General features: G+C 70.2%; 18 protein-coding genes and 4 pseudogenes. 8 read left to right on the forward strand and 14 right to left on the reverse strand.

Annotation, left to right across the window (positions count from 1 at the left end; translation table 11 throughout):
- Positions 1-93: 93 nt before the first annotated feature.
- A pseudogene (locus ACWDO5_RS29100) lies at positions 94-258 on the reverse strand (site-specific integrase); the annotation flags it as partial.
- Here ACWDO5_RS29100 and ACWDO5_RS29105 point away from each other — a divergent pair.
- Positions 236-530: pseudogene (locus ACWDO5_RS29105) on the forward strand (sulfatase); the annotation flags it as partial. The pseudogenes ACWDO5_RS29100 and ACWDO5_RS29105 overlap by 23 nt on opposite strands.
- 23 nt (positions 531-553) lie before the next feature.
- Here the strand turns inward: ACWDO5_RS29105 and cydB are convergent.
- A complete protein-coding gene (cydB, locus tag ACWDO5_RS29110; RefSeq protein WP_450533370.1) occupies positions 554-1,558 on the reverse strand; it encodes a cytochrome d ubiquinol oxidase subunit II in 1,005 nt (334 codons plus the stop codon).
- 50 nt (positions 1,559-1,608) lie between these two features.
- A pseudogene (locus ACWDO5_RS29115) lies at positions 1,609-2,370 on the reverse strand (cytochrome ubiquinol oxidase subunit I); the annotation flags it as partial.
- Between the two features lie 79 nt (positions 2,371-2,449).
- Between ACWDO5_RS29115 and ACWDO5_RS29120 the strand changes: the two are divergent.
- Positions 2,450-3,670, forward strand: coding sequence for an FG-GAP-like repeat-containing protein (locus ACWDO5_RS29120; protein WP_450533371.1), 1,221 nt, complete (start codon positions 2,450-2,452; stop codon positions 3,668-3,670).
- A 55-nt stretch (positions 3,671-3,725) separates the two neighbouring features.
- Here the strand turns inward: ACWDO5_RS29120 and ACWDO5_RS29125 are convergent, their stop codons facing one another.
- Positions 3,726-4,466: a Type 1 glutamine amidotransferase-like domain-containing protein gene (locus tag ACWDO5_RS29125; RefSeq protein ID WP_450533372.1), complete on the reverse strand. Its 741-nt coding sequence runs from the start codon at positions 4,464-4,466 to the stop codon at positions 3,726-3,728.
- 220 nt (positions 4,467-4,686) lie between these two features.
- Between ACWDO5_RS29125 and ACWDO5_RS29130 the strand changes: the two genes are divergently transcribed.
- Positions 4,687-6,771 (forward strand): restriction endonuclease, encoded by a 2,085-nt coding sequence (locus ACWDO5_RS29130; RefSeq protein ID WP_450533373.1) that lies wholly within the window; start codon positions 4,687-4,689, stop codon positions 6,769-6,771.
- Between the two features lie 59 nt (positions 6,772-6,830).
- Here the strand turns inward: ACWDO5_RS29130 and ACWDO5_RS29135 are convergent, their stop codons facing one another.
- Entirely contained in the window at positions 6,831-8,228 is a 1,398-nt protein-coding gene (locus ACWDO5_RS29135; RefSeq protein ID WP_450533374.1) for an NAD(P)/FAD-dependent oxidoreductase, read from the reverse strand.
- 211 nt (positions 8,229-8,439) lie between these two features.
- Here ACWDO5_RS29135 and ACWDO5_RS29140 point away from each other — a divergent pair, with 211 nt between their 5' ends.
- On the forward strand, positions 8,440-8,910 hold the full coding sequence (locus ACWDO5_RS29140) for an N-acetyltransferase family protein (RefSeq protein WP_450533375.1): 471 nt from the start codon (positions 8,440-8,442) through the stop codon (positions 8,908-8,910).
- Positions 8,911-8,913: 3 nt separating this feature from the next.
- Here ACWDO5_RS29140 and ACWDO5_RS29145 read toward each other — a convergent pair.
- The 3 genes and pseudogenes from ACWDO5_RS29145 to ACWDO5_RS29155 all read right to left on the reverse strand — a co-directional run.
- Positions 8,914-9,183 (reverse strand): annotated as a pseudogene (locus ACWDO5_RS29145) (zinc-binding dehydrogenase); the annotation flags it as partial.
- Complete coding sequence (locus ACWDO5_RS29150; RefSeq protein ID WP_450533376.1) at positions 9,150-9,329, reverse strand: hypothetical protein; 180 nt, start codon at positions 9,327-9,329, stop codon at positions 9,150-9,152. The gene ACWDO5_RS29150 and the pseudogene ACWDO5_RS29145, both read right to left, overlap by 34 nt.
- A gap of 19 nt (positions 9,330-9,348) precedes the next feature.
- On the reverse strand, positions 9,349-9,846 hold the full coding sequence (locus ACWDO5_RS29155; RefSeq protein ID WP_450533377.1) for a hypothetical protein: 498 nt from the start codon (positions 9,844-9,846) through the stop codon (positions 9,349-9,351).
- A gap of 157 nt (positions 9,847-10,003) precedes the next feature.
- Between ACWDO5_RS29155 and ACWDO5_RS29160 the strand changes: the two genes are divergently transcribed.
- Positions 10,004-11,389, forward strand: a complete 1,386-nt coding sequence (locus tag ACWDO5_RS29160; RefSeq protein WP_450533378.1) for a M1 family metallopeptidase — start codon at positions 10,004-10,006, stop codon at positions 11,387-11,389.
- Positions 11,390-11,479: 90 nt separating this feature from the next.
- Here the strand turns inward: ACWDO5_RS29160 and ACWDO5_RS29165 are convergent, their stop codons facing one another.
- Positions 11,480-12,055 carry a TerD family protein gene (locus ACWDO5_RS29165; protein ID WP_450533379.1) on the reverse strand — a complete coding sequence of 192 codons (576 nt, stop codon included), beginning with the start codon at positions 12,053-12,055 and terminating at the stop codon, positions 11,480-11,482.
- A 183-nt stretch (positions 12,056-12,238) separates the two neighbouring features.
- Here ACWDO5_RS29165 and arfB point away from each other — a divergent pair, with 183 nt between their 5' ends.
- Positions 12,239-12,667, forward strand: coding sequence for an alternative ribosome rescue aminoacyl-tRNA hydrolase ArfB (arfB, locus tag ACWDO5_RS29170; protein WP_450533380.1), 429 nt, complete (start codon positions 12,239-12,241; stop codon positions 12,665-12,667).
- A gap of 30 nt (positions 12,668-12,697) precedes the next feature.
- On the opposite strand, the gene ACWDO5_RS29175 is transcribed toward arfB, so the two are convergent.
- Positions 12,698-13,171, reverse strand: a complete 474-nt coding sequence (locus ACWDO5_RS29175; RefSeq protein ID WP_450533387.1) for a flavin reductase family protein — start codon at positions 13,169-13,171, stop codon at positions 12,698-12,700.
- A gap of 441 nt (positions 13,172-13,612) precedes the next feature.
- On the opposite strand from ACWDO5_RS29175, the gene cdgB reads away from it, so the two are divergent.
- Both cdgB and ACWDO5_RS29185 read left to right on the forward strand, forming a co-directional pair.
- A complete protein-coding gene (cdgB, locus tag ACWDO5_RS29180) occupies positions 13,613-15,253 on the forward strand; it encodes a diguanylate cyclase CdgB (protein ID WP_450533381.1) in 1,641 nt (546 codons plus the stop codon).
- An 88-nt stretch (positions 15,254-15,341) separates the two neighbouring features.
- Positions 15,342-16,301, forward strand: coding sequence for a carbohydrate-binding protein (locus tag ACWDO5_RS29185; protein ID WP_450533382.1), 960 nt, complete (start codon positions 15,342-15,344; stop codon positions 16,299-16,301).
- Here ACWDO5_RS29185 and ACWDO5_RS29190 read toward each other — a convergent pair.
- The 4 genes from ACWDO5_RS29190 to ACWDO5_RS29205 form a co-directional block, all read right to left on the reverse strand.
- Positions 16,298-17,143, reverse strand: a complete 846-nt coding sequence (locus ACWDO5_RS29190) for a class II fructose-bisphosphate aldolase (protein WP_450533383.1) — start codon at positions 17,141-17,143, stop codon at positions 16,298-16,300. The genes ACWDO5_RS29185 and ACWDO5_RS29190 overlap by 4 nt on opposite strands.
- A gap of 63 nt (positions 17,144-17,206) precedes the next feature.
- Entirely contained in the window at positions 17,207-18,133 is a 927-nt protein-coding gene (locus ACWDO5_RS29195) for a 1-phosphofructokinase family hexose kinase (protein ID WP_450533384.1), read from the reverse strand.
- Between the two features lie 117 nt (positions 18,134-18,250).
- The gene (gene nagA, locus ACWDO5_RS29200; RefSeq protein WP_450533385.1) at positions 18,251-19,450 is read right to left on the reverse strand and encodes an N-acetylglucosamine-6-phosphate deacetylase; all 1,200 of its coding nucleotides are present in this window, start codon (positions 19,448-19,450) and stop codon (positions 18,251-18,253) included.
- Positions 19,450-20,388: an ROK family protein gene (locus ACWDO5_RS29205; protein ID WP_450533386.1), complete on the reverse strand. Its 939-nt coding sequence runs from the start codon at positions 20,386-20,388 to the stop codon at positions 19,450-19,452. Before ACWDO5_RS29205 ends, nagA begins: the two co-directional genes overlap by 1 nt.
- Positions 20,389-20,964 lie beyond the last annotated feature (576 nt).

Genomic DNA, 20,964 nt, shown 5'->3' on the forward strand with positions numbered 1-20,964 from the left:
GATGGTTGTGTGGTAACTCCCATCTTCGCAGGTCAGCAGGCACCTCTCTTCATTTCTCTATCCACGGGACACGGGACAGTCGGTGGATCGAGGCTTAGGAGCCTTGTCGAACAGCTTCCCGTCCTGCATCCCCGCTTGAGCCCGCTGGACCAGGACCACGCACCCGGTCACGTCGATGTCCCGGCGGCGGAGCGAGGCCAACTCACCGAACCGCAGAGTCGTAAAGGCCGCCAGCAGCCTCACCAGCGCCTTCCAACGCGCAGGCGTCTGGCGGACGGTCGGCATCATGCCGGGCGTCACCCGGGCCTGGCCGGAGGGGCAGTTCTACGGCCTCGACAACATCTACGACTCCCGGCACCTCGGGTACAACGGCCCGAACTTCAGCTGGGCGCCCGTACCCGACCAGTACAGCCTGTCCGCCTTCGAACGCCTGGAGAACGGCAAGCCGGGGCGCGGGCCGTTGATGGCGGAGATCATCCTGGTCTCCAGCCACAACCCCTGGGCGCCCATCCCGAAGATGATCGGCTGGGAGTCGTCCTGGACCCATCGCGGCTCAGCGGGCGGCGTCGGCGATGTGCTGGGTCCCGATCCGCTTGCGGAAGACCCAGTACGTCCAGCCCTGGTACAGCACTACGAGAGGCAGGGCGATCCCTACGCACCAGGTCATGATCGTCAGCGTGAGCGCGGTGGACGACGCGTTGTCGACCGTCAGGCTCCAGTCGTCGTTGAGCGAGGACGGCATGACGTTCGGGTAGAGCGTCAGGAAGAGCATGGTCACGGCGGCGACGATCGTCACTCCGGACAGGGCGAAGGACCAGCCCTCCCGCCCACTCATGTTGAGCACGATCGCCCCGACGAGCGCCACCACAGCAATGATCATCGCGACGAGGCTGTTGCCGTCGCCCCTGTCGATCTGCGTCCAGGTCAGAAAGCCCAGCGCGAGGACAGCCGTCACCAGGCCCAGCACCGTCGCCAGCCTGCGCGCCCGCAACCGGATGTCACCAATCGTCTTGAGGGCAGTGAACACCGCCCCGTGGAAGGTAAACAGAGCCAGCGTCACCAGCCCGCCGAGGATCGCATACGGGTTGAGCAGGTCGAGCAGGTTCCCGACGTACTCCTTGTTCGCGTCGATCTTCACTCCGCGCACGATGTTGCCGAAGGCGACGCCCCACAGTAGGGCGGGCAGCAACGACGTCCAGAAGATCGCGTGTTCCCAGTTGGTCTGCCAGCGCTCCTCGCTGCGCTTCGCCCGGTACTCGAAGGCCACGCCCCGGACGATGAGGCAGACCAGGATCAGCAGCAGCGGCAGGTAGAAGCCGGAGAAGAGGGTGGCGTACCACTCGGGGAAGGCGGCGAAGGTCGCGGCCCCCGCAGAGATCAGCCACACCTCGTTGCCGTCCCAGACCGGCCCGATGGCGTTGATGAGCACCCGCCGCTCGGTCCGGTCACGGGCCAGCAGCTTCGTGAGAACGCCGACCCCGAAATCGAAGCCCTCGAGGAAGAAGTAGCCGATCCACAGGACGGCGATGAAGACGAACCAGACGTCTTGGAGTTCCATGCCTTGCTCCTCCCGGTTCTCGGTTGTCGGTTCTGGGTTTCCGGTACGTGTCAGTACGAGAAGGCCATGGGGCGGTCGGCGTCCTTGTCGCCGCCGATCTTGGTGGGCGGGTTGAGGTCGGAGTCGGTGAGCTCGGGCGGGCCGGCCTTGACGTACTTCACGAGGAGCCTGACCGCGATGACGGCGAGGATCGCGTAGAGAGCGGTGAAGACGATCATCGAGGTGAGGACCTCCCCCTGGGACACACGAGGCGAGACTGCGTCGGCGGTCCGGAGTAGGCCGTAGGCGACCCATGGCTGGCGGGCCATTTCGGTGAAGATCCAGCCCCAGGAGTTGGCGATCAGCGGGAAGACCGTGGTGAGCAGCGCGAGCCGCCAGAACCAGGTGGTGGGTCTGGGGCCGAGCGCTCTGCCCTTGGTGAGGGCCAGGCGTGGCAGCTCGTCCTCGCGTGTCCGCAGCCCGGGAGCGAGCCAAAGCTTCCTGCGGGTCAGCCAGAGCCCGACGACGCCGATGAGGAAGGCGGCCAGGCCGAAGCCGATCATCCAGCGGAAGCCCCAATAGGCGACGGGGATGCTCGGCCGGTAGTCGCCGGGACCGTACTTCTTCTGCTCGGACCTGTTGACGTCGTTGATGCCGGGGACCGGGGAGGAGAAGTCGTCTTCGGCGAGGAAAGACAGCAGCGCTGGGATCTCGAGGGCGACCGTGTTGTGGCCCTTGTCGACGTCGCCGTAGGCGAAGACGGAGAAGGGCGCTGGTGCCTCGGTCTCCCACAGGGCTTCGGCTGCGGCCATCTTCATCGGCTGCTGGTCGAAGGAGTGATCACGTCGGCGAGGTATCTTCCTCCCGCGGCACGTCGAGCGTCTCTCCGCGCCGCGTCAGGGAGGGAAAGAAATGCGCGTATCACTGCTTCGGCGCCTGGCCACGGTGGCCACGACGCTGGGGCTCACCTCGCTCGGGCTCCTCGGTGCGGGCGCGGCGCCCGCACAGGCCGCGATCAGCGACTGCCCGTCGGGCTATTTCTGTGCCTGGAAGACCGACAACGGCACGGGCACCATGTTCAAGACGAACGCGAACAAGGCGACGCTGGGGACCTGGGACAACACGTTCCAGTCCGTCGTGAACCGCACGTCCAAGTTCGCGTGCCTGCACGACGACACGAACTACAGCCGGAACGGCGGCGTCTCCATCTGGGACCCCGACCCCGCGGGTACCGAGTGGGGCTACTCCCACCGCACCGTCAGCTCGGTGAGCTTCGTCGCCACCGAGCGGGAGTGCTTCCTCCCGGCCTACCCGGAGTGGTACGCCACGACCGCGCCCCAGGCGGCGGGCTTCGGTGACCTGAACGCCGACCTCCGGGCCGACGTCCTCGTCCGGGACAAGGCGGGCCGGCTGTGGTTCCTTCGCGGCGACGGCACCGGGCAGCTGGTCGGCAACAGCGGCTGGAACGCCATGAACGCCCTCGTCCGCCACGGCGACTTCAGCGGTGACGGCCGCGAGGACGTGATCGCCCGCGAGGCGTCCACCGGGACGCTGTGGCTGTACCCGGGCGCCGGCACCGGCAGCCTCGGTGCGCGCAAGCTCATGGGCAACGGCGGCTGGAACGCCATGAGCCGGATCGTCGCCTACGGTGACCTCTCCGGCGACGGACGCTCGGACGTGCTGGCCGTCGAGAAGGCCACGGGCAAGCTCTGGCTGTACCCCGGCACCGGCAGCGGCGCCCTCGGTGCCCGCAAGCTCATCGGCAACGGCGGCTGGACCGGCATGAGCGCCCTCGTGGGGGCGGGCGACATGAACGGTGACGGCCGTGCGGACCTGATCGCCCGCAAGGCCTCCACCGGGGAGCTGTGGCTGTACCCGGGCAAGGCCGGGGCCGTCGGGTCCCCTGTGCTGATCGGCAACGGCGGCTGGAACGGCATGGAGACGTTCCTGGGCCTGGGCGATGTCACCGGCGACGGCCGTGCCGACCTCGTCACCACCACCAAGAGCAGCTATGTCGGCGAAGGCTGCCGAGGCGTCGGCTGCCAGCTCGTGTACCCGGGCCGCGGCAACGGCGCGCTGGACTCGCGTGTGGAGACGGCCACCGACTGGTGGAACCTGAACGGCTTCTTCTGATCGAGAGGAAGGGCCTCCGCTTCCGGGCGGAGGTCCTTTCGCATGTGTTGCCGCTCTAGCTCCGCTGCCGCGGCAGCAGGCGCGGTTCCATGCGTTCTTCGACGGCCGAGTCGCCGTCGCGCGCAACGAGATAGGCACCCTTTCCCGCCACTTCCGCGACGGCTTCAACAAGTTCGGTTCCCCGGTAGACGAGGCCGACCCCGTCGTCGGTGCAGTGTGTGGTGGGCAAGGTGCCGTCCGCGACGAGCTGGTGCACCAGTGGACGCCGCCCCTTGTCGCTGTCGTAGTGGACACCGTTCCCGTAGGGCAGGAATCCGAGTGCGCCGGTGAGCGGCCGTAGTTCGGGGCCGAAGGAGTCGGTGGCACCGCCCTGGAACCAACAGATCGACCCCGCACTGACACCGCTGAGCACGACACCTGTTTCCCAAGCGCGACGGAAGATTGCGTCGAGCCCGTGGACCCGCCACACCGCCAGCAGGTTCGCCACCGAGCCGCCCATCACCCAGACGACGTCCTGATCGAGCACGGCGCCCTCTACGTCCTCGAGGTTCGGCATGGGGAAGAGATGCAGCGGGGTCAGGTCGAATCCTGCGACTCGAGCGGCCTCGCTCATGCGTGCAGTGAAGTGCTCGGCGTCGCCGATTGCCGTACCGACGTACATAACCCGGGGCCGACGTCCATCAACCCCGGACAGGTCGACGGCATGGTGCACGAGTGCGTCGAAGGCCACCATTGTGCGGTCCCCGACGCGGTGACCACCCGAGGTGGCGAGAATGGTCGGCTCTGAGGCAGTCATGCCTCGGGACCCTACCCAGCCGAACCTCACAGTGATCTCACGCACTCGCCCTCCCATGCGCCCGATCGAGGCGCACAGCGAAGTCGGTGGTCGCGCTACGGCTCCGTGCGAAACGGTGTCCTTGGCCGGTCTCTTCCGAGACACTTGCCTCTCCGCATGTGTGGGGCATGTGAAGAATGGGGTTCGGCTTGCCGGCCCCAGGGGGTGGGGAGGCCGTCGGATGAGTCGTCGCTCCAGCGGGTTGATCGGCGTCTGGGCCGAGGCACAGAGACAGCAGCAGCGGCAACAGGAGGCACAGCACCGTGCGTGGCTGCAGGGGCAGCGGGAGCAGGAGCGGCAGCATCGGACGTATCAGCGGGACATGGCCCGCATGCACCGTGAGCAGCAGGCAGCGTACAAGCAGCGGCGTGAGGCGGACGCGCGGGAGCGTACGGAAGAACTGGACGCCCGGATCGGGGTGTTGACGGGCCTGCTGGCCTCGGGCTGTCGGGCTGCGGCATTCCGGACGGCGTCGCTGACACGCGTAGAGCAGATCGAGCCGTTCGCGCCGGGACAGCTCGCGCACCCCGTTGCGATGCCGGACATGAACCGGTACCAGCCGCAGGGGGCCTGGACCGCGAGCCGACGGGCGCAGGCACAGCGGGAAGCTCAGGCGCGGTACCAACACGATGTGCAGGCCGCGCAGGCGGCGGAGGCGCAGCGACTTCAGCAACTGGCGGCATACCAGCGGCAGTACGACGACTGGGCGGGCGCACAGCGCGCTGAGATCCGGCGTCACAACGCCGGCATCGCCGAGATGGCCGCGGCGCTTCGCGGCGGGGAGCCGGAGACGGTCGTGGAGTACTTCTCCGCGGCGCTGTACGCGTCGACGGCGTGGCCGGATGGGCTGCCGCGCCAGGTGGTGGCCGCCTTCGACCCCGCTGCCCGGCAGCTCGTCCTGAATTGGGAACTCCCGTCCTACGACATCGTTCCCGAGGCGAAGTCCATCCGGTACGTGGCCGCCACGGACCAGTACAAGGAGAGTCCCCGGCCTGCCGCGCAGCGCAGAAACCTCTACAGGGAAGTGCTCGCTCAGTGCATGCTCCTCGTCCTGCGTGACCTCTTCGCCGCCGATGAGTTCGGGACCCTGGAGTCGGTGGCGCTGAACGGGTTCGTCGACGACGTCGATCCGGCTACGGGGCGGCAGGCCCAGATCTTCCTGAGCACGGTGATGGTCGCGCGCAGCGATTTCAGCGGGCTGTGCCTGGAGCAGGTGAGCGCGGTGGACTGTCTGGTCGGGGGAGTACGGGGCCAGCTGTCCGCGCGACCCGACCAGCGCGCCGCTGTACGGCCCGGGCGGGCCCCGCAGGACGTCGGTGCCGGGGTCGTCTCACACGGCGGTGGAGCCGAGCCGGATCTGCTGGAAATGGACCCGGTCGAATTCGAGGGGCTCGTCGCCGAGCTGTTCCGGGCGCGGGGGATGCAGGCGGTGACGACGCAGCGTTCCAACGACGGCGGTGTCGACGTGGAGGCGCTCGACCCCGACCCGATCAGCGGCGGCAAGATCATTGTGCAGGTCAAGCGCTACCGCAATACGGTGCCGCCGAGCGCGGTCCGGGATCTCTACGGGACTGTGCAGGGCGCGGGTGCCAACAAGGTCGTCCTGGTGACGACTTCGGGCTTCGGCCCGGGCTCGTACACCTTCGCCAACGGCAAGCCGCTGACCCTGGTGTCCGGTAACGAGCTGGTCGATCTGCTGGGGCGCTACGGTCTGCGCGGGCGGCTTGGTGCGGGCACGGGAGCGTCGGTTCCGGACCCGCGGTCGGAGGCGGACGATGCCGGTGACTTCAACGTACTGGGCATGACGTGGGCCGGCAGCGTGGCGATGGACGTGTGCGCGCTCGTCTGCCACGGCAGCCGGGTGCTCAGCGACGACCACTTCGTCTTCTTCAACAACACGCGTACGCCTGACGGTTCCGTGCGCGCGGTGACCGCCGCCAGTGGTGACAAGGCGGCGATCCGGGTCTCGTTCGACGCGCTGCCGGAGCAGGCCGACCGCCTCGTTCTCGTCGCGGCGGTCGACCCCGAGGTCAATCCGGATGCCGACCTGGCCGGTTTCACCGAGGCGGGAATCAGGCTCCGGGACACTCAGGGCGCAGAGCTGGACCGGCTGGAGGTCTCGGACGGCCGGGCCGGGGAGACAGCCCTGGTGCTCGGGTCCTTCCGCCGTCGTGGGAACGGCGACTGGCAGTTCGTCATCGGCGGCAAGGGCTACCCGGGAGGTCTGGAGGCCCTGGTGCAGGAGTACGGCATCGAGGTCGGGTAGGCGCACCCAGCAGGTTGGACCAGCAGGTTGGACCAGCAGGTTGGACCAGCAGGTAGGGCTTAGTGGCGGCCCGCGATTTTGTCCGCCACCCGGGCGATGCGGTCGGTCTCCGCCGTGTGCGCGCCCGCCTCGCGGCGGTCCGCCGCGCGGTAGGCCGCGTACATGCCCTGCACGCCCAGCCAGCGCAGCGGCTCCGGCTCCCACTTGCGGACCTTGTGGTTCACCCAGGGCAGCGAGGTGAGTTCGGTGCCGCCCGCCTGGCCCGAGTCCTGCTGGATCAGGTCGCGCAGGGTCCGGGCCGCGAGGTTGGTGGTGGCCACGCCGGAGCCGACGTAGCCGCCTGCCCAGCCGAGGCCGGTGGAGCGGTCCAGGGCGACCGTGGCGCACCAGTCGCGGGGGACGCCGAGGACGCCGGACCAGGCGTGGTCGATGCGGACGCCCGCGGTGGTCGGGAAGAAGCGGACCAGGATCTCGCGGAGGGCCTCGATGGTGGCGGACTGGGTGCGGCCGTCGTTGTCGGTCTTCGAGCCGAAGCGGTACGGGACGCCCCGGCCGCCCAGGGCGATGCGGTCGTCCGCGGTGCGCTGCGCGTACATGTAGGCGTGGGCCATGTCGCCGAGGGTCTCGCGGCCGTCCCAGCCGATGGTGTCCCAGACGGACCGGGGGAGGGGTTCCGTCGCGATCATGGAGGAGTTCATGGGGAGCCAGTCGCGCTTCTGGCCCTTGAGGTTCGCGGTGAAGCCCTCGGTGCAGCGCAGGATGTACGGGGCGCGGACCGTGCCGTACGGCGTGATGGCGTGCTTGGGCTTGATCTCCGTGACGGGTGTCGACTCGTGGATGGTGACGCCCAGTGCTTCGACGGCCGCCGCCAGGCCCTTGACGAGCTTCACGGGGTGCAGGCGGGCGCCGTGCGGGGTCCAGGTGGAGGCGACGGCCCCGGTGACGCGTACGCGTTCGGCGGTCTCGCGGGCGCCGAGCAGTACGCGGTCCTTCTCGCCGAAGGCGATCTCGACGGCGTGGAAGGCCTTGAGGCGGGTCAACTGGGCAGGGGTGCGGGCGACTTCGAGTACGCCGCCCTGGTGGATGTCGGCGTCGATGCCCTCTTCCGCGGCGACGCGCACCACCTCGTCGACGGTGTCGTTCATGGCCTGCTGGAGGCGCACGGCGGCGTCGTGGCCGTGGAGCCTGGCGTAGCGGTCGCGGCCGGCGATGCCGTTGTAGAGCCAGCCGCCGTTGCGGCCGGAGGCGCCGTAACCGCAGAACTTGCCCTCAAGGACCGTGATGTTCAAGAAGGGCACGGCCTTCTTGAGGTAGTAGGCCGTCCACAGACCGGTGTATCCGCCGCCGACGATGCAGACGTCCGCGGTGGCGTGGCCGGGGAGGGGCTCCCGGGGGACGGGGGTTCCCCCCTGCGCGTACCAGAACGATATGCCGCCGTTGACCGTGCTCGTGCTCATGGGCGGGAGGGTACCGGCAGTACCGCGAGCCGGCGACCGACGGCCCCGGCGGTCGGGCCGCCGACTTCCTGGAGCGCTGGGAGCTGCGGCAGGACGACCGCCCATCGCCTTTGGGAGGTGACGGACGGAGAGACCCGTCTCCAGGAGCAAAAGGTGTCCATCGGTCGGAAGCTGCTGGCACGTGAGCCTGGTCGGCATCCATCCTGACCACATGATTCGTCACGCCACACCCGCCGATGTCCCCGAGATCCACCGCATGATCCGCGAACTCGCCGAGTACGAGAAATCCCTGGAAGAGGCCAGGGCGAGCGAGGAGCAACTGCACGAGGCGCTGTTCGGCGAGCGGCCCGCCGCCTTCGCGCACCTCGCGGAGACGGTGGACGGGGAGATCGCGGGCTTCTCGCTCTGGTTCCTCAACTTCTCGACGTGGCGCGGGGTGCACGGCGTCTATCTGGAGGATCTGTACGTACGGCCGGGGCTGCGCGGCGGCGGATACGGCAAGGCGCTGCTGGCCGAGCTGGCGCGGATCTGTGTGGAGCGCGGCTACGAGCGACTGGAGTGGTCCGTACTGAACTGGAACACGCCGTCGATCGACTTCTACCGCGCACTGGGTGCCGAGCCGCAGGACGAATGGACGGTCTACCGGCTGACCGACGAGGCGCTCACCAAGCTCGGTTCATAGCGTTTACGGGATCAGGACGACCTTGCCCATCGTGCCCCGGGTCTCCAGCGCGCGGTGGGCCGCGGCCGCCTCGGCGAGCGCGAAACGCTGCACGGCGGGGCGCAGCCGGCCCGACGCGGCCTCGGCGAGGGAACGTTCTTCCAGCGCCCGTACGTCGCCGCCCGCCTTCTGGATCATGACTGGGCCGAGCACGCCCTCGGAGGTGATGCCGCGCTCCGCCAGCTCCTCGTCCGTGAAGGTCAGCGGCGCACCGTCGTGCAGGCCCTCGCCCGAGTCCGCTCGAGGTCAAGAGCGTCCGTCGTCCGCCCGGGCAGCTGCGTCTGCCTTGTGGCGAGCAGCGCGAGGGAGGCCGCTTCGACGCCGGCGGCCTGGGACTGGTGCCCGGCGACGTGCAGTTGGCCCTGGATGAGCTGCTGCACGGCGGGCGCGAGCGAGGGGCTAGAGGCGTGGGAAACGGGCCTGGAGGTCCCAGACGACGGGGTTGTCGTCGAGCCCCTCGTGCATGTCGGACAGATCCGCGATCAGATCGTGCAGGAAGTCGCGGGCCTCGCGGCGCAGCTCGGCGTGGCTGAAGGTGAGGGGCGGCTCATCGCCCGGCATCCAGTCGGCCTCCACATCGACCCAGCCGAAGCGCCGCTCGAAGAGCATCCGGTCTGCGGACTCGGTGAAGTCGAGCTCGGCGTGCTGGGGCTTCGCGGCGCGGCTGCCGAGCGGGTCGCGGTCGAGCCGCTCGACGATGTCGCACAACGCCCAGGCGAAGTCGAGCACCGGCACCCATCCCCAGGCTGTGGATACCTCGCGGTCCTCTTTGGTGTCGGCGAGATAGACGTCCCCGCAGAACAGGTCGTGCCGCAGGGCCTGGACGTCCGCGCGGCGGTAGTCGGTCTGCGGGGGGTCGGGGAAGCGACGGGAGAGGGAGTAGCCGATGTCGAGCACGGGGTGATGGTGTCATGGGGGCGCTCTCACCCCGAGCCCGCCCGCCGGGCTACGGCAGCAACCGCTCGTCCTGTGCTCCGCGGAACCGGCGCGGATTGCGGACCGGCGCCTCCGATACCCGCCCCCATAGGATCAATTGCGTGGAGCGAACTCTCTTATGAACTGGACGCTGCGCATCCTGACGCCCGCCGTCGCCCTGCTCCTCCTCGTGGGATGTGCCGACGGCGGCGCGGCCGTGCAGGGCAAGCCCGGCGCATCAGGCGTACGCGATCCGCTCTTCCGCGATCTCGGCAACGGCGGCTACGACGTCCAGCACTACGCCCTGACCCTCGACTACGAACCGAAGACCGGCCGCCTCAAGGGCACCGCCGAGATCACCGCCCGTGCCACCCAGGACCTGAGCGCCTTCAATCTCGACCTCCACAAGCTGACCGTCGACAGCGCCACCGTCGACGGCAAGAAGGCCGCCGCCAACCAGGCGGGCGACGAGCTGACGCTGCGCCCGCACCGCGACATCGACAAGGGCAAGACCTTCCGTACCGTCGTCCGCTACTCCGGAGAACCGCCGGAGGTCACCAACCAGGACGGCGACGTGGAAGGCTGGCTGAAGACCGGGGACGGCACGCTCGCGGTCGGCCAGCCCACCGGGTCGATGGCCTGGTTCCCCAGTAACAACCACCCGAGCGACAAGGCCACGTACGACATCACGGTCACCGTCCCAGAGCGGCTGAAGGCCATCTCCAACGGGGAGTTGACGAGCGAGCGCACGACCGGCGACCGCGCCACTTTCGCCTGGAAGTCGAAGGAACCGATGGCCAGTTATCTCGTCACGCTCGCCATCGGCGCGTACGACGTGAAGCCCTCCCGCACCTCCTCCGGCCTGAGTGTCCTCACCGCCGTCGACCCGGCTGTGGCCGGCGAGAGCGCGGAGCTGCTCGCCCGCATCCCCGAGATCATGGAGTGGGCCACGGACAACTTCGGTCCGTATCCCTTCTCCTCCGCGGGCGCGATTGTCGTCCCGGAGGGCGAGGTCAAGTACGCCCTGGAGACCCAGACCAGGCCCGTCTTCCCGGTGGAACAATTCGACGTCGAGACGCTCGTCCATGAGATCGCGCACCAGTGGTATGGCAACTCCGTGACGCCCGAGTCCTGGAAGGACATGTGGCTCAACGAGGGCTTCGCCACGTACGCGGAGTGGATCTGGGCGGAGGACTTCGTGGACACCCCGGCCCAGGAGAGCTTCGAGGCGGCCTTCGCCGACGAGGACAACTGGGCTTTCCCGCCTGCCGATCCGCCGTCCGCTGCCAAGGTCTCCGATTCGCCGGTGTACGGGCGCGGAGCGATGGTCCTGCACAAGATCCGCCAGGCCGTCGGCCAAGACGAGACCTTCTTCAGGATTGTGCGGGGCTGGGCCGCTGCGCACCGGCACGGCAATGCCTCGACCGCCGACTTCACCGCGTACGTGGAGGAGCAGTCCGGCAAGGACCTGGGGGAGCTGTGGGGCACCTGGTTGTACGGCAAGGACAAACCGGCACGGTCGTAGCAGAGAGCGCGGGGAGCGCGCGGATAGGGCGGATAGCGTAAGGAGCCCCCGGCCGCGTGGCCGGGGGCTGCCTGAACACTGAGGTGAACGTCAGAGGTTGACGCCGAAGTCGCGGGCGATGCCCTCCAGCCCCGATGCGTACCCCTGGCCGACCGCGCGGAACTTCCACTCGGCGCCGTTGCGGTAGAGCTCGCCGAAGACCATCGCGGTCTCGGTGGCGGCGTCCTCGCTCAGGTCGTAGCGCGCGATCTCGGTGCCGCCGGCCTGGTTGACGATGCGGATGTAGGCATTGCGCACCTGGCCGAAGTTCTGGCTGCGGTTGACGGCGTCGTAGATCGAGACCGGGAAGACGATCTTGTCGACGTCGGTCGGCAGGCCCGCCAGGTTGACGTTGATCTGCTCGTCGTCGCCGCCGCCCTCGCCGGTGCGGTTGTCACCGGTGTGGACGATGGTCTGGTCGGGCGTCGCCTTGTTGTTGAAGAAGACGAAGTGGGCGTCGGAGGCGACCTTGCCACCGGGGTTGACGCCGATCGCGGAGGCGTCGAGGTCGAAGTCGGTGCCGGTGGTGGTGCGGACGTCCCAGCCAAGACCAACCGTGACGGCGGTCAGGCCCGGTGCCTCCTTGGTGAGCGAGACGTTGCCGCCCTTGGACAGGCTTACTGCCATTGGGAAGTCCCCTTCGTGGTCGAGTGTGCGGGCTTCGAGCCCTCCCGAAGCTACCGTCACCCGTCATAACGCAGGCAGGGGACTGCCAGGTTCCACCCGTCTTTCTTTATTTGCCGTGCTCGTCCTTGCTGATTCGTGGAAAAGCGGGTGACGCGAACGGCGCGGGCACGCGACCATGGACGCATGTCCGGTCCCTACATCATCCGCGGTTCGGTCTCCCTGCCGGAGGCCGAGCTCATGTGGCGTTTCTCGCGGTCGTCGGGGCCGGGTGGCCAGCACGTCAACACCAGCGACTCGCAGGTTGAGCTCCGCTTCGACCTCGCGAAGACCGAGGCGCTGCCGCAGGTATGGAAGGACCGTGCGCTGGAGCGGCTCGCGGGCCGGATGGTCGGCGGCGTGATCGCCGTACGCGCGTCGGAGCACCGCTCGCAGTGGCGCAACCGCGAGACGGCGGCTGTCCGCCTGGCGACGCTGCTCGCAGAGGCGACGGCGCCGCCACCGCGGCCCCGCCGGGCGACGAAGATCCCGCGCGGCATCAATGAGCGCCGGCTGCGCGAGAAGAAGCAACGCGCGGAAACGAAACGGGGCCGCACGGGCCGCGCCTGGGACTAGGGCGGGGTGGGGTGGGGGGGGAAAGCGCCCTCAGCCCAACTGGCGGTATCGGCCACGGAAATACGCCAGCGGCTCCCCGTCCCCGCTCGGCAGTCCCACCCCCAGCACCCGGCCGATCACCAGTGTGTGGTCGCCCGCCTCGATCCGCTGTTCCGTACGGCATTCCAGCGTCGCCAGCGCACCCTGGACCAGCAGCGCCCCGCTCACCTCGCCCCGCGTGTACGGGATGTCCTCGAACAGCAGCCGGTCGCTGACCCGCCCCTTCATCGCGAACCGTCCGGCGACGTGCCGCTGGCTCTCCGAGAGCACCGACACCCCCCACAGCGGCTGCTGAGCGAGCAGGTCGTCCATGCGCGAGCCGTTGCGCAGGCTCACCAGCACGAGCGGGGGGTCCAGCGACACGGACATGAACGCAGTCGCGGTCATGCCGGCGTCCTCGCCGTGCGGGCCGTCGTCGGGGTCGTGCGCGGTCACCAGCACCACACCCGCGGCCAGCCGGGACATGGCGGCGCGGAACTCCTCGTTGCTCACCCCCTCAGCATGGGGGATGGCATCAGTGGCGGAAGTAGAGGTCGTCTGCAGCACACGAGAACGCTAGCCTCGGCCGACCCGCACCGCATCGGCCCATGGGACCAGCCAAGTCCTAGGACCGGCGCAGGACGGATACGGGACGGCGCAGGACGAAATAGAGGACCGGCGCACAACGGGCGCGCAACGGGTGCAGGACCGGCGTACCCGGATTTGCGTTCAAGAAAGCGATGGAGCCTCCCACCTCGCGCTCACAACCCTTCATCATTTGATGTGACTTGAGTCACAGAGTGCAGTAATTGTTGACCCTGTGTACCGAGTGGACAGCTCGCTGTGATTCAGTGGCCGTGATACCGCAACAAGAACCGCCGATGAGAACCCTGGAGTTTGCTGTCGAGGTCTCGGGGAGAGCGAGCGATGGAGACCGAGTCGGATCCCTACGTCCGTCTTGCGACCCTGCGGCAGCTGCACCAGGCCGTCGCGGACCTCAACACGGCCCGGAGCTTGGCCGACACACTGCAGACCGTCGCCGACGGCATCGTCGCAGGACTCGGCTACGAACTGGCCTGCGTCAATCTCGTACGCCCCGACGGTGACCTCGTCGTCGCGGCGTTCGCCGGCAGCGCCGCCGCGGAAGCCCTGATCACCGGACGGGTCGGCTCGCGCCCCTCCTGGGAGCGGCGGCTGTCCATGGGCGAGGCCTGGGGCGAGCTCCGCTTCATCCCGCACACCGAGGGCTGGGTGCTCATAGAGGACGACGTCCCGCAGTGGCACACCGAAGGCCCCGATCCCCGCTTCGAGGACGAGTGGCACCCGCAGGACCGGCTCTACGCCCCCATGTACGCATCGGGCGGCGGCCGTGAGCTCCTCGGCGTCATCTCCGTCGACCGGCCGCGCAATGGACGCCGCCCGGGCCCCTGGGGCCAGGAGGCGCTCCAGATGTACGCGTCCCAGGCGGCCATTGCGATCAGCAACGCCCGGTTGCGGGCAAACATGCAGCGCGCCCTGGTCAGGCTCGAGCGCGAGCAGCAGGCCCTGCGCGCCAGCGAGGAGTCCTTCCGGCAGGCCTTCGAGTACGCGCCGAGCGGCATGGCCATCGCCGAGATGGGCGGTGACCAGCACGGCCGACTACTGCGCACCAATGACGCCCTGTGCCGGCTGCTCGGCCGGCCGGCGGCGGCGATGCGCCGGTACTCCTTCGCCGATCTCGTCCACCCCGAGGACGTCGGCACCCTGCTGCGTACGTCCGCCGAGGGCGGCCGCGCCGAGCTGCGTCTCGGCCGCCGGGACGGGACGTACGTCTGGGTCTCGCTGCGTAACTCCGTCGTCGCCGACACCGCGGACGGGCCCCGTTTCCTGCTCACCCATGTCGAGGACATCGAGGAGCGCAAGCGCCACGAGCTGCAGCTCGCCCACCGCGCCTCGCACGACTCGCTCACCGGCCTGCCCAACAGCGCCGAGCTGCGCGCCCGGCTCAGCTCCCGGCTGTGCGAGCGGCCGCACGCGGCGCGGGAGACGGCCATCGAGGCGCTTGACGCCGCTTACGAGTCCGACGCGGAGCATATCTTCGGCGGTGACGGCTTCGATTTCGAGACGACGGGCGTGCCGTACGACCACCATGTGCACGCGGTCGCGCCCGACGGCGAGGTCGACGACGGGACGAAGGGGCTCGCGGTCCTCTTCTGCGACCTCGACGGCTTCAAGTCGATCAACGACCGGTTCGGGCACCAGACGGGTGACGCGGTGCTGGTCGAGGTCGCGCGCCGGCTCACCGCCCTCGTACGCGACAACGACACAGTCGCCCGGCTCGGCGGTGACGAGTTCGTCGTCCTCGCCGACGGCCTGGGCGCGGCGGACGCCGCCGACCTGGCCGTTCGCCTGCGGAACGCGATCATCCTGCCGATCCGGGTCGGCGGCAGAGGGGTCCGCGTCGGGGCGAGCTTCGGGATCGGCTGGGCAAGCTGCGGGATGTCAGTGGAAGAGGTCCTGCAATCCGCTGACCAGCGGATGTACATCGAGAAGCGGTCCCGGGCGAAGGTGCACCGGCGGGCCGGCTGAGGGCAACAACACCCTATGGGCTACTCCGAACCGGGTAGGCTCGCCCGCGTCGGCGATGTGCTGACGACATGGTGAGGAGTGACTAGGGATGACGGCCGGTAACAACGGCGCGAGCACGCCCGAGGACGACGATCCGTTCGGCTACCTGTACGAGGACGGACGGGCGGCGGGCGCTACACCGCCCGGCCAGAGCCGCGGCTACGGCTACCCGGGTCCCGCCACGCAGCCCGGGGTCCCCAGAACCTCGTACAACCAGGTACGGACGGTCGGCGAGCGCCAGTACGGCCAGGTTCCGCAGCAGGGGTACGCACCGCAGGGCCAGCCGACCGCGCAGTACGCGGCGCCCGAGAGCTACCCCGGCGGCGCCCCCACCCGCCAGACCGTGCCCCAGCAGCACGGCAACGGCCACGGCGGCCACGGTGGCGGCCGCAGCGGCGGCCCCAACACCAAGGGCCTGCTGATCGGCGCGATCGCGGTGGTTGCGGTCGTCGTGGTCGCCATCGGCGCGGCGCTGATGACGGGCGAGGACGGCAAGGCAGCCGGCAAGCCGGGCGGGAACGGCGGTGCGACCGCGGCCGAGTCCGTGAAGCCGAGCGACCAGCCGTCGCAGTCGGCGGGGCCGGTGGAGTTGCCGAAGCAGGACGCGGCGACGCTCCAGCTGGGCGCGCCGGCGGCGCTGGCGAAGGACATCAAGGGCGCGAAGGGCGCGGGTGGCGCGTATGTGTCGTTCAACGGCGTCGGCGGATCGGCCAGCTGGTCGGTCGACGTGCCCGAGGCCGGCGCGTACACGCTGTTCATCACGTACGGCGTGCCGGGCAGGGACGCCAAGACCTCGCTCACGATCAACGGCGGAACGCCCCGCTCCATCAACATGTCGAACTTCGCGAAGGCCGCGGACGGCGACTGGGAGAAGGGCTGGACCCGCACCTACGCCTACGTCGACCTCGAAAAGGGCAAGAACGACCTGAAGATCTCCTGCGAGCAGGGCGATCAGTGCGAGGCCTACCTCGACCAGGTCTTCCTGGAGCAGGGGCAGACGAAGGGTTAGAGGAGCCGCAGGAAACCCGCCACCGTCCCGGCCATCGCTTCGCGAGCCGGGACGAGGTATTTTCGGGGGTCCACCGTCGACGGGTTGGCCTCCAGGAAGGCCCGGACCACGCCCGTGAGCGCAGTGTTGAGCGCCGTGCCGACGTTGATCTTGACCATGCCGGCGGCGACCGCGCGGCGGATCTCCTCGTCCGGGACGCCGGAGGAGCCGTGCAGGACCAGGGGGACGGGGACCGCGTCCCGCAGGTCGGTGATCAAGGTGTGGTCCAGGGACGCCGTGCGCTGCGTCATCGCGTGGGACGAGCCGACCGCTACGGCCAGCGCGTCCACGCCCGTCCCGGCGACGTAGGCCGCGGCCTCGGACGGGGCGGTGCGGACGCCCGGGGCGTGGGCGTCGTGCGGGGGCTCGCCCTCCTTGCCGCCGACCTTGCCGAGCTCCGCCTCGATCCAGATGCCGCGCCCGTGGCCCCAGCGCACCGCGTCCGCCGTGGCCTTGACGTTCTCGTCGTACGGCAGCTTCGAGGCGTCGAACATCACCGAGCTGAAGCCCTCGTCCGCCGCCGCCCGCAGCAGGTTCGCGGAGACGACATGGTCGAGGTGGAGGGCGAGCGGGGCGGTGGACGCGCGGGCGACGGCGGATGCGGCGGCGGCGATCGCCGAGAGCCTGCCGCCGTGGAACTTCACCGCGTTCTCGGATATCTGCAGGATCGCGGGCGCGCCGGCCTGTTCGGCCCCGGCGGCGATCGCCTCCGCGTGCTCCAGGGTGATGACGTTGAAGGCGGCGATGCCGCGGCCCTCGGTCGCGGCGGCCGAGACGAGTTCACCGGTGCTGACGAGTGGCATGGCGCCCCCCAATTCCCGGGCGGCTGGGCCCGATGGTGCGCTCGCTGTGGGCTTTCACGCCTTTCACGCCGCGGCCGCGCGCTCGGTCACCGCTATCCGCGGCAGCAGGTCCTCGTACGCCACGGCGTCGAACTCGCCCGCCGCCGGAGCCAGTACGGTCGCCGCCGACAGGGCGACGGCGCGGGCCAGCCGGTCGGGCCACGGCAGCCGGTCCACGAGCCCGGAGAGCAGCCCGGCGACCGTTGAATCGCCCGCGCCCGTCGGGTTGCCCTTCACCGGGGAGGGCGGGGTCGCCCGCCAGACGCCTTCGGGGGTGGCCGCGAGCACGCCGTCCGGACCGAGCGAGGCGACCACCGTGTGCGCGCCGCGGCGGCGGGCGTCGCGGGCGGCGCGCAGCGGCTCGCGGGAGCCGGTGAGCCGGGCGAGCTCGTCGGCGTTCGGCTTGACCAGGTCGGGTCGTGCGGCGATGCCGCGGCGCAGCGGTTCGCCGCTGGTGTCGAGGAGCACGGGGACGTTCGCGGCGCGGGCCCGGCGGACCAGTTGGGCGTACGCGCCCACATGGATGCCCGGCGGCAGGCTGCCGCACAGGGCGACGGTCTGGGCCTCCTGCAGGAGGGAGTCGTACGAGGAGAGGAAGGTGGCCCATTCGGCGGGGCTGACCGTGGGGCCCGCCTCGTTCAGCTGGGTGGTGTCGCCGCTTGCGTCGTCCACGACGGCGAGCGTGCGGCGGGTGGTCCCGGCGATCGGGACGAGCGCGTCGTGCGGCGCGAGGGGGGCCAGCAGATCGCGCAGTACGGCTCCGACGGGGCCGCCCACGAAGCCGGTGACGACGCTCTCGTGGCCCAGCGCGGCCAGCACGCGGGCGACGTTGAGGCCCTTGCCGCCGGGGCGTTCGCGGACCTCGCCGACGCGGTGGCTGGCGTGCGGTGTCAGCGCGGGGACCGAGTACGTGATGTCCAGGGCGGCGTTGAGCGTGACCGTCAGGATCAACCTTGTCACCCCCCATCGAACGCGCTTGCCATGTTTGTACGGGCCCTGATCATGCCAAACGGAAGGCGGTTGGCCCAGACCTCCGGGTCAACCGCTTTGGCGTAACTTACTCAGAAATCACCCCACTTGGGGCTCAACTACCCATTCGCCCTTGCGCATTACGCCCTTGAGCGTGAACTCCGCGTCGAGCACCACGAGGTCGGCGTCCTTGCCCGGCTCCAGCGAGCCGACCTTGTCGTACACGCCGAGCAGCTTCGCGGGGTTGGCCGAGATGGCCTGGACGACCTCCTCCACCGGCAGCCTGTCGATGGTGGCCGCGCGCCTGAACGCGGTGTCCATGGTGAGCGTCGAGCCAGCGATCGCGCCGCCGTCGACCAGCCGGGCGACCCCGTCCTTGACGTCGACCGCGAGCGGGCCGAGCTGGTAGCGGCCGTCGCCGAAGCCCGCCGCGTCCATGGCGTCCGTGATGAGGGCGATGCGGTCCGCGCCCGCATGGTGGAAGGCGAGCTCCAGGGCGGCGGGGTGCAGATGCGTGCCGTCGTTGATCAGCTCGACCGTGATCCGCTCGTCCTCCAGGAGCGCTGCGATCGGGCCCGGAGCGCGGTGGCCGAGGCCGGGCATCGCGTTGAACAGGTGCGTCGCCACGGTCGCGCCCGCCTCGATCGCCTCGACGGTCTGCTCGTACGTGGCGTCCGTGTGGCCGATCGCGGCGATCACGCCGTGCTCGGTGAGCAGCCGTACGGAGTCGATACCGCCGGGCAGCTCGGTGGCGAGCGTCATCATCCGCGCGGTGCCGCGTGCCGCGTCGATCAGCTTGCGCACCTCCGCCGGGTCGGGGTCGCGCAGCAGCTCCTCGCTGTGGGCGCCCTTGCGGCACGGCGAGATGAAGGGCCCCTCGAAGTGGACGCCGGCGAGGTCGCCCTGCTCGACGAGTTCGGAGAGGAAGCCGGCACGGCGGGCGAGGAAGTCCATCTCGCCGGTCACGGTGGACGCGACGAGCGTGGTCGTGCCGTGCTCGCGGTGGGTCCGCACGCCCTTCAGCACGTCCTCGGCGCTGCCGGAGGTGAAGGAGGCACCACCGCCGCCGTGGTTGTGGATGTCGACGAAGCCGGGGACAACCCAGTGGCCGGTCAGATCGCGGACGGGCGCGTCGGCGGGCGCTGCGCCGGCGATCTTCGTGCCCTCGACGATGAGCCGTCCGTTCTCGACGGTCTCGGTCGGCAGGACCACCCGGGCGCCGGCGAGAACGGTGCTTCCGGCACGTGCGGCGCTTGTGGCGCGTGTGGCGCGTGTGGCGCGTGCGGCGCGTGCGGCCATTAGGCGGTTACCTCCGAGTCGGTGGCGAGCAGATCCCAGGCGAGCAGCCCCGCGCCGAGGCATCCGGCGGTGTCCCCGAGGGCTGCCGGGACGATGGCGGGCAGCTTCTGGAACGTCACTCGCTCCCCGACGGCGGCCCTCAGCGGTGTGAACAAGGTTTCGCCCGCCTCGGCGAGACCGCCACCGATGATCAGAGTGCGGGGGTCCAGCAGGGTGAGCGCGGTGACGAGGCCGGCGGCGAGGGCGTCGACGGCGTCGTGCCAGACGCGCATGGCCCGCTGGTCGCCGGACTCGACGGCCTTCGCGCAGTCGGCGGCGTCCGCGTCCGGATCGCCGCTCGCCTCGGCCCAGGCGCGGGTCACCGCGGCGGCGGACGCGAGCGTCTCGAGGCAGCCGCGCTGGCCGCAGCCGCAGTCGGGGCCGTCGGGGCGGACGACGATGTGGCCGATCTCACCGGCGTATCCGTGGGCTCCGGCCTCGATCCGCCCGGCGATGCCGATGGCGCCGGCGATTCCGGTGCCGAGCGGCACGAACAGGAACCGGTCGGCGCCCCTGCCGGCCCCGATCCGTCCCTCGGCGAGCCCGCCGGTCCTGACGTCATGCCCGAGCGCGACGGGGACGCCGCCGATGCGGTCGGCGACGAGGGTGCGGAGGGGTACGTCGCGCCAGCCGAGGTTGGCGGCGTAGACGGCGATGCCGCGGTCGGCGTCGACGATCCCGGGGACGGCGACGCCGGCGGCGAGGGCGCTCTGGCCGAGGTGCTCCCGGCCGTACGCGTGGAGCTCGCCGGCGAAGCGGAGGATGGACTCGACGACGGCGTCCGGCCCACGCTCGCGCCCGGTGGGGCGACGGGCCTCATGCAGGAGGGTGCCGTCCACCCCGACCAGGGCGGCTTTCATGCCGGTGCCGCCCACATCGAGGGCGATGACGTGTCTCACATGGACAGTCTGAAGGGTGGACGGGCGACAGGTCTAGTCCACTGTGCCGGATTGTTGCGGCACCATACAAACGGCGGCAGTCGGGGCGGCGCGGCTGCGGTGCGGGTTGCGGCGTGCCCGGTGTCGCGTTGCGGCGGGGTCCGCGGTGCGGGTCGCGGGCCTTGCGGGGTGCGGCCGTCTGCGGTGCGGGTTTGGGTGGCCCGGTGTGCCCGGTGTGCCCGGTGTGCCCGGTGTGCCCGGTGTGCCCGGTGTTGTGGGGTGTGGGTCCCGGGGCCCCTCCGGGCTCGACTCCTCGGGGTCGGCGGCGGTAAGGGGGGTTCGTGTTGATCACTGGGTTCGGCCGCCGATCCCCTGTGGGGACGACCCTGCACGGCTCCTCCCCACCGACAGGCACCCGGCGCGGGCCCGCCCGGGGGCGCCAGTCCCGCCTTCCTGGGCTCCGCGGCGAAGTCGCCGGAGCGGCCCGGGGTTGCGGGGGCGCCAGCCCGGCCTTTCTGGGCGGCGCGAAGCTGCCGCGCGGCGGGTTGCGGGGACCCCTGGCCCGCTTTCGTGGTGATGCCGTCCATCTCGCCGCAC

It is taken from the genome of Streptomyces sp. NPDC000880, assembly GCF_053599675.1.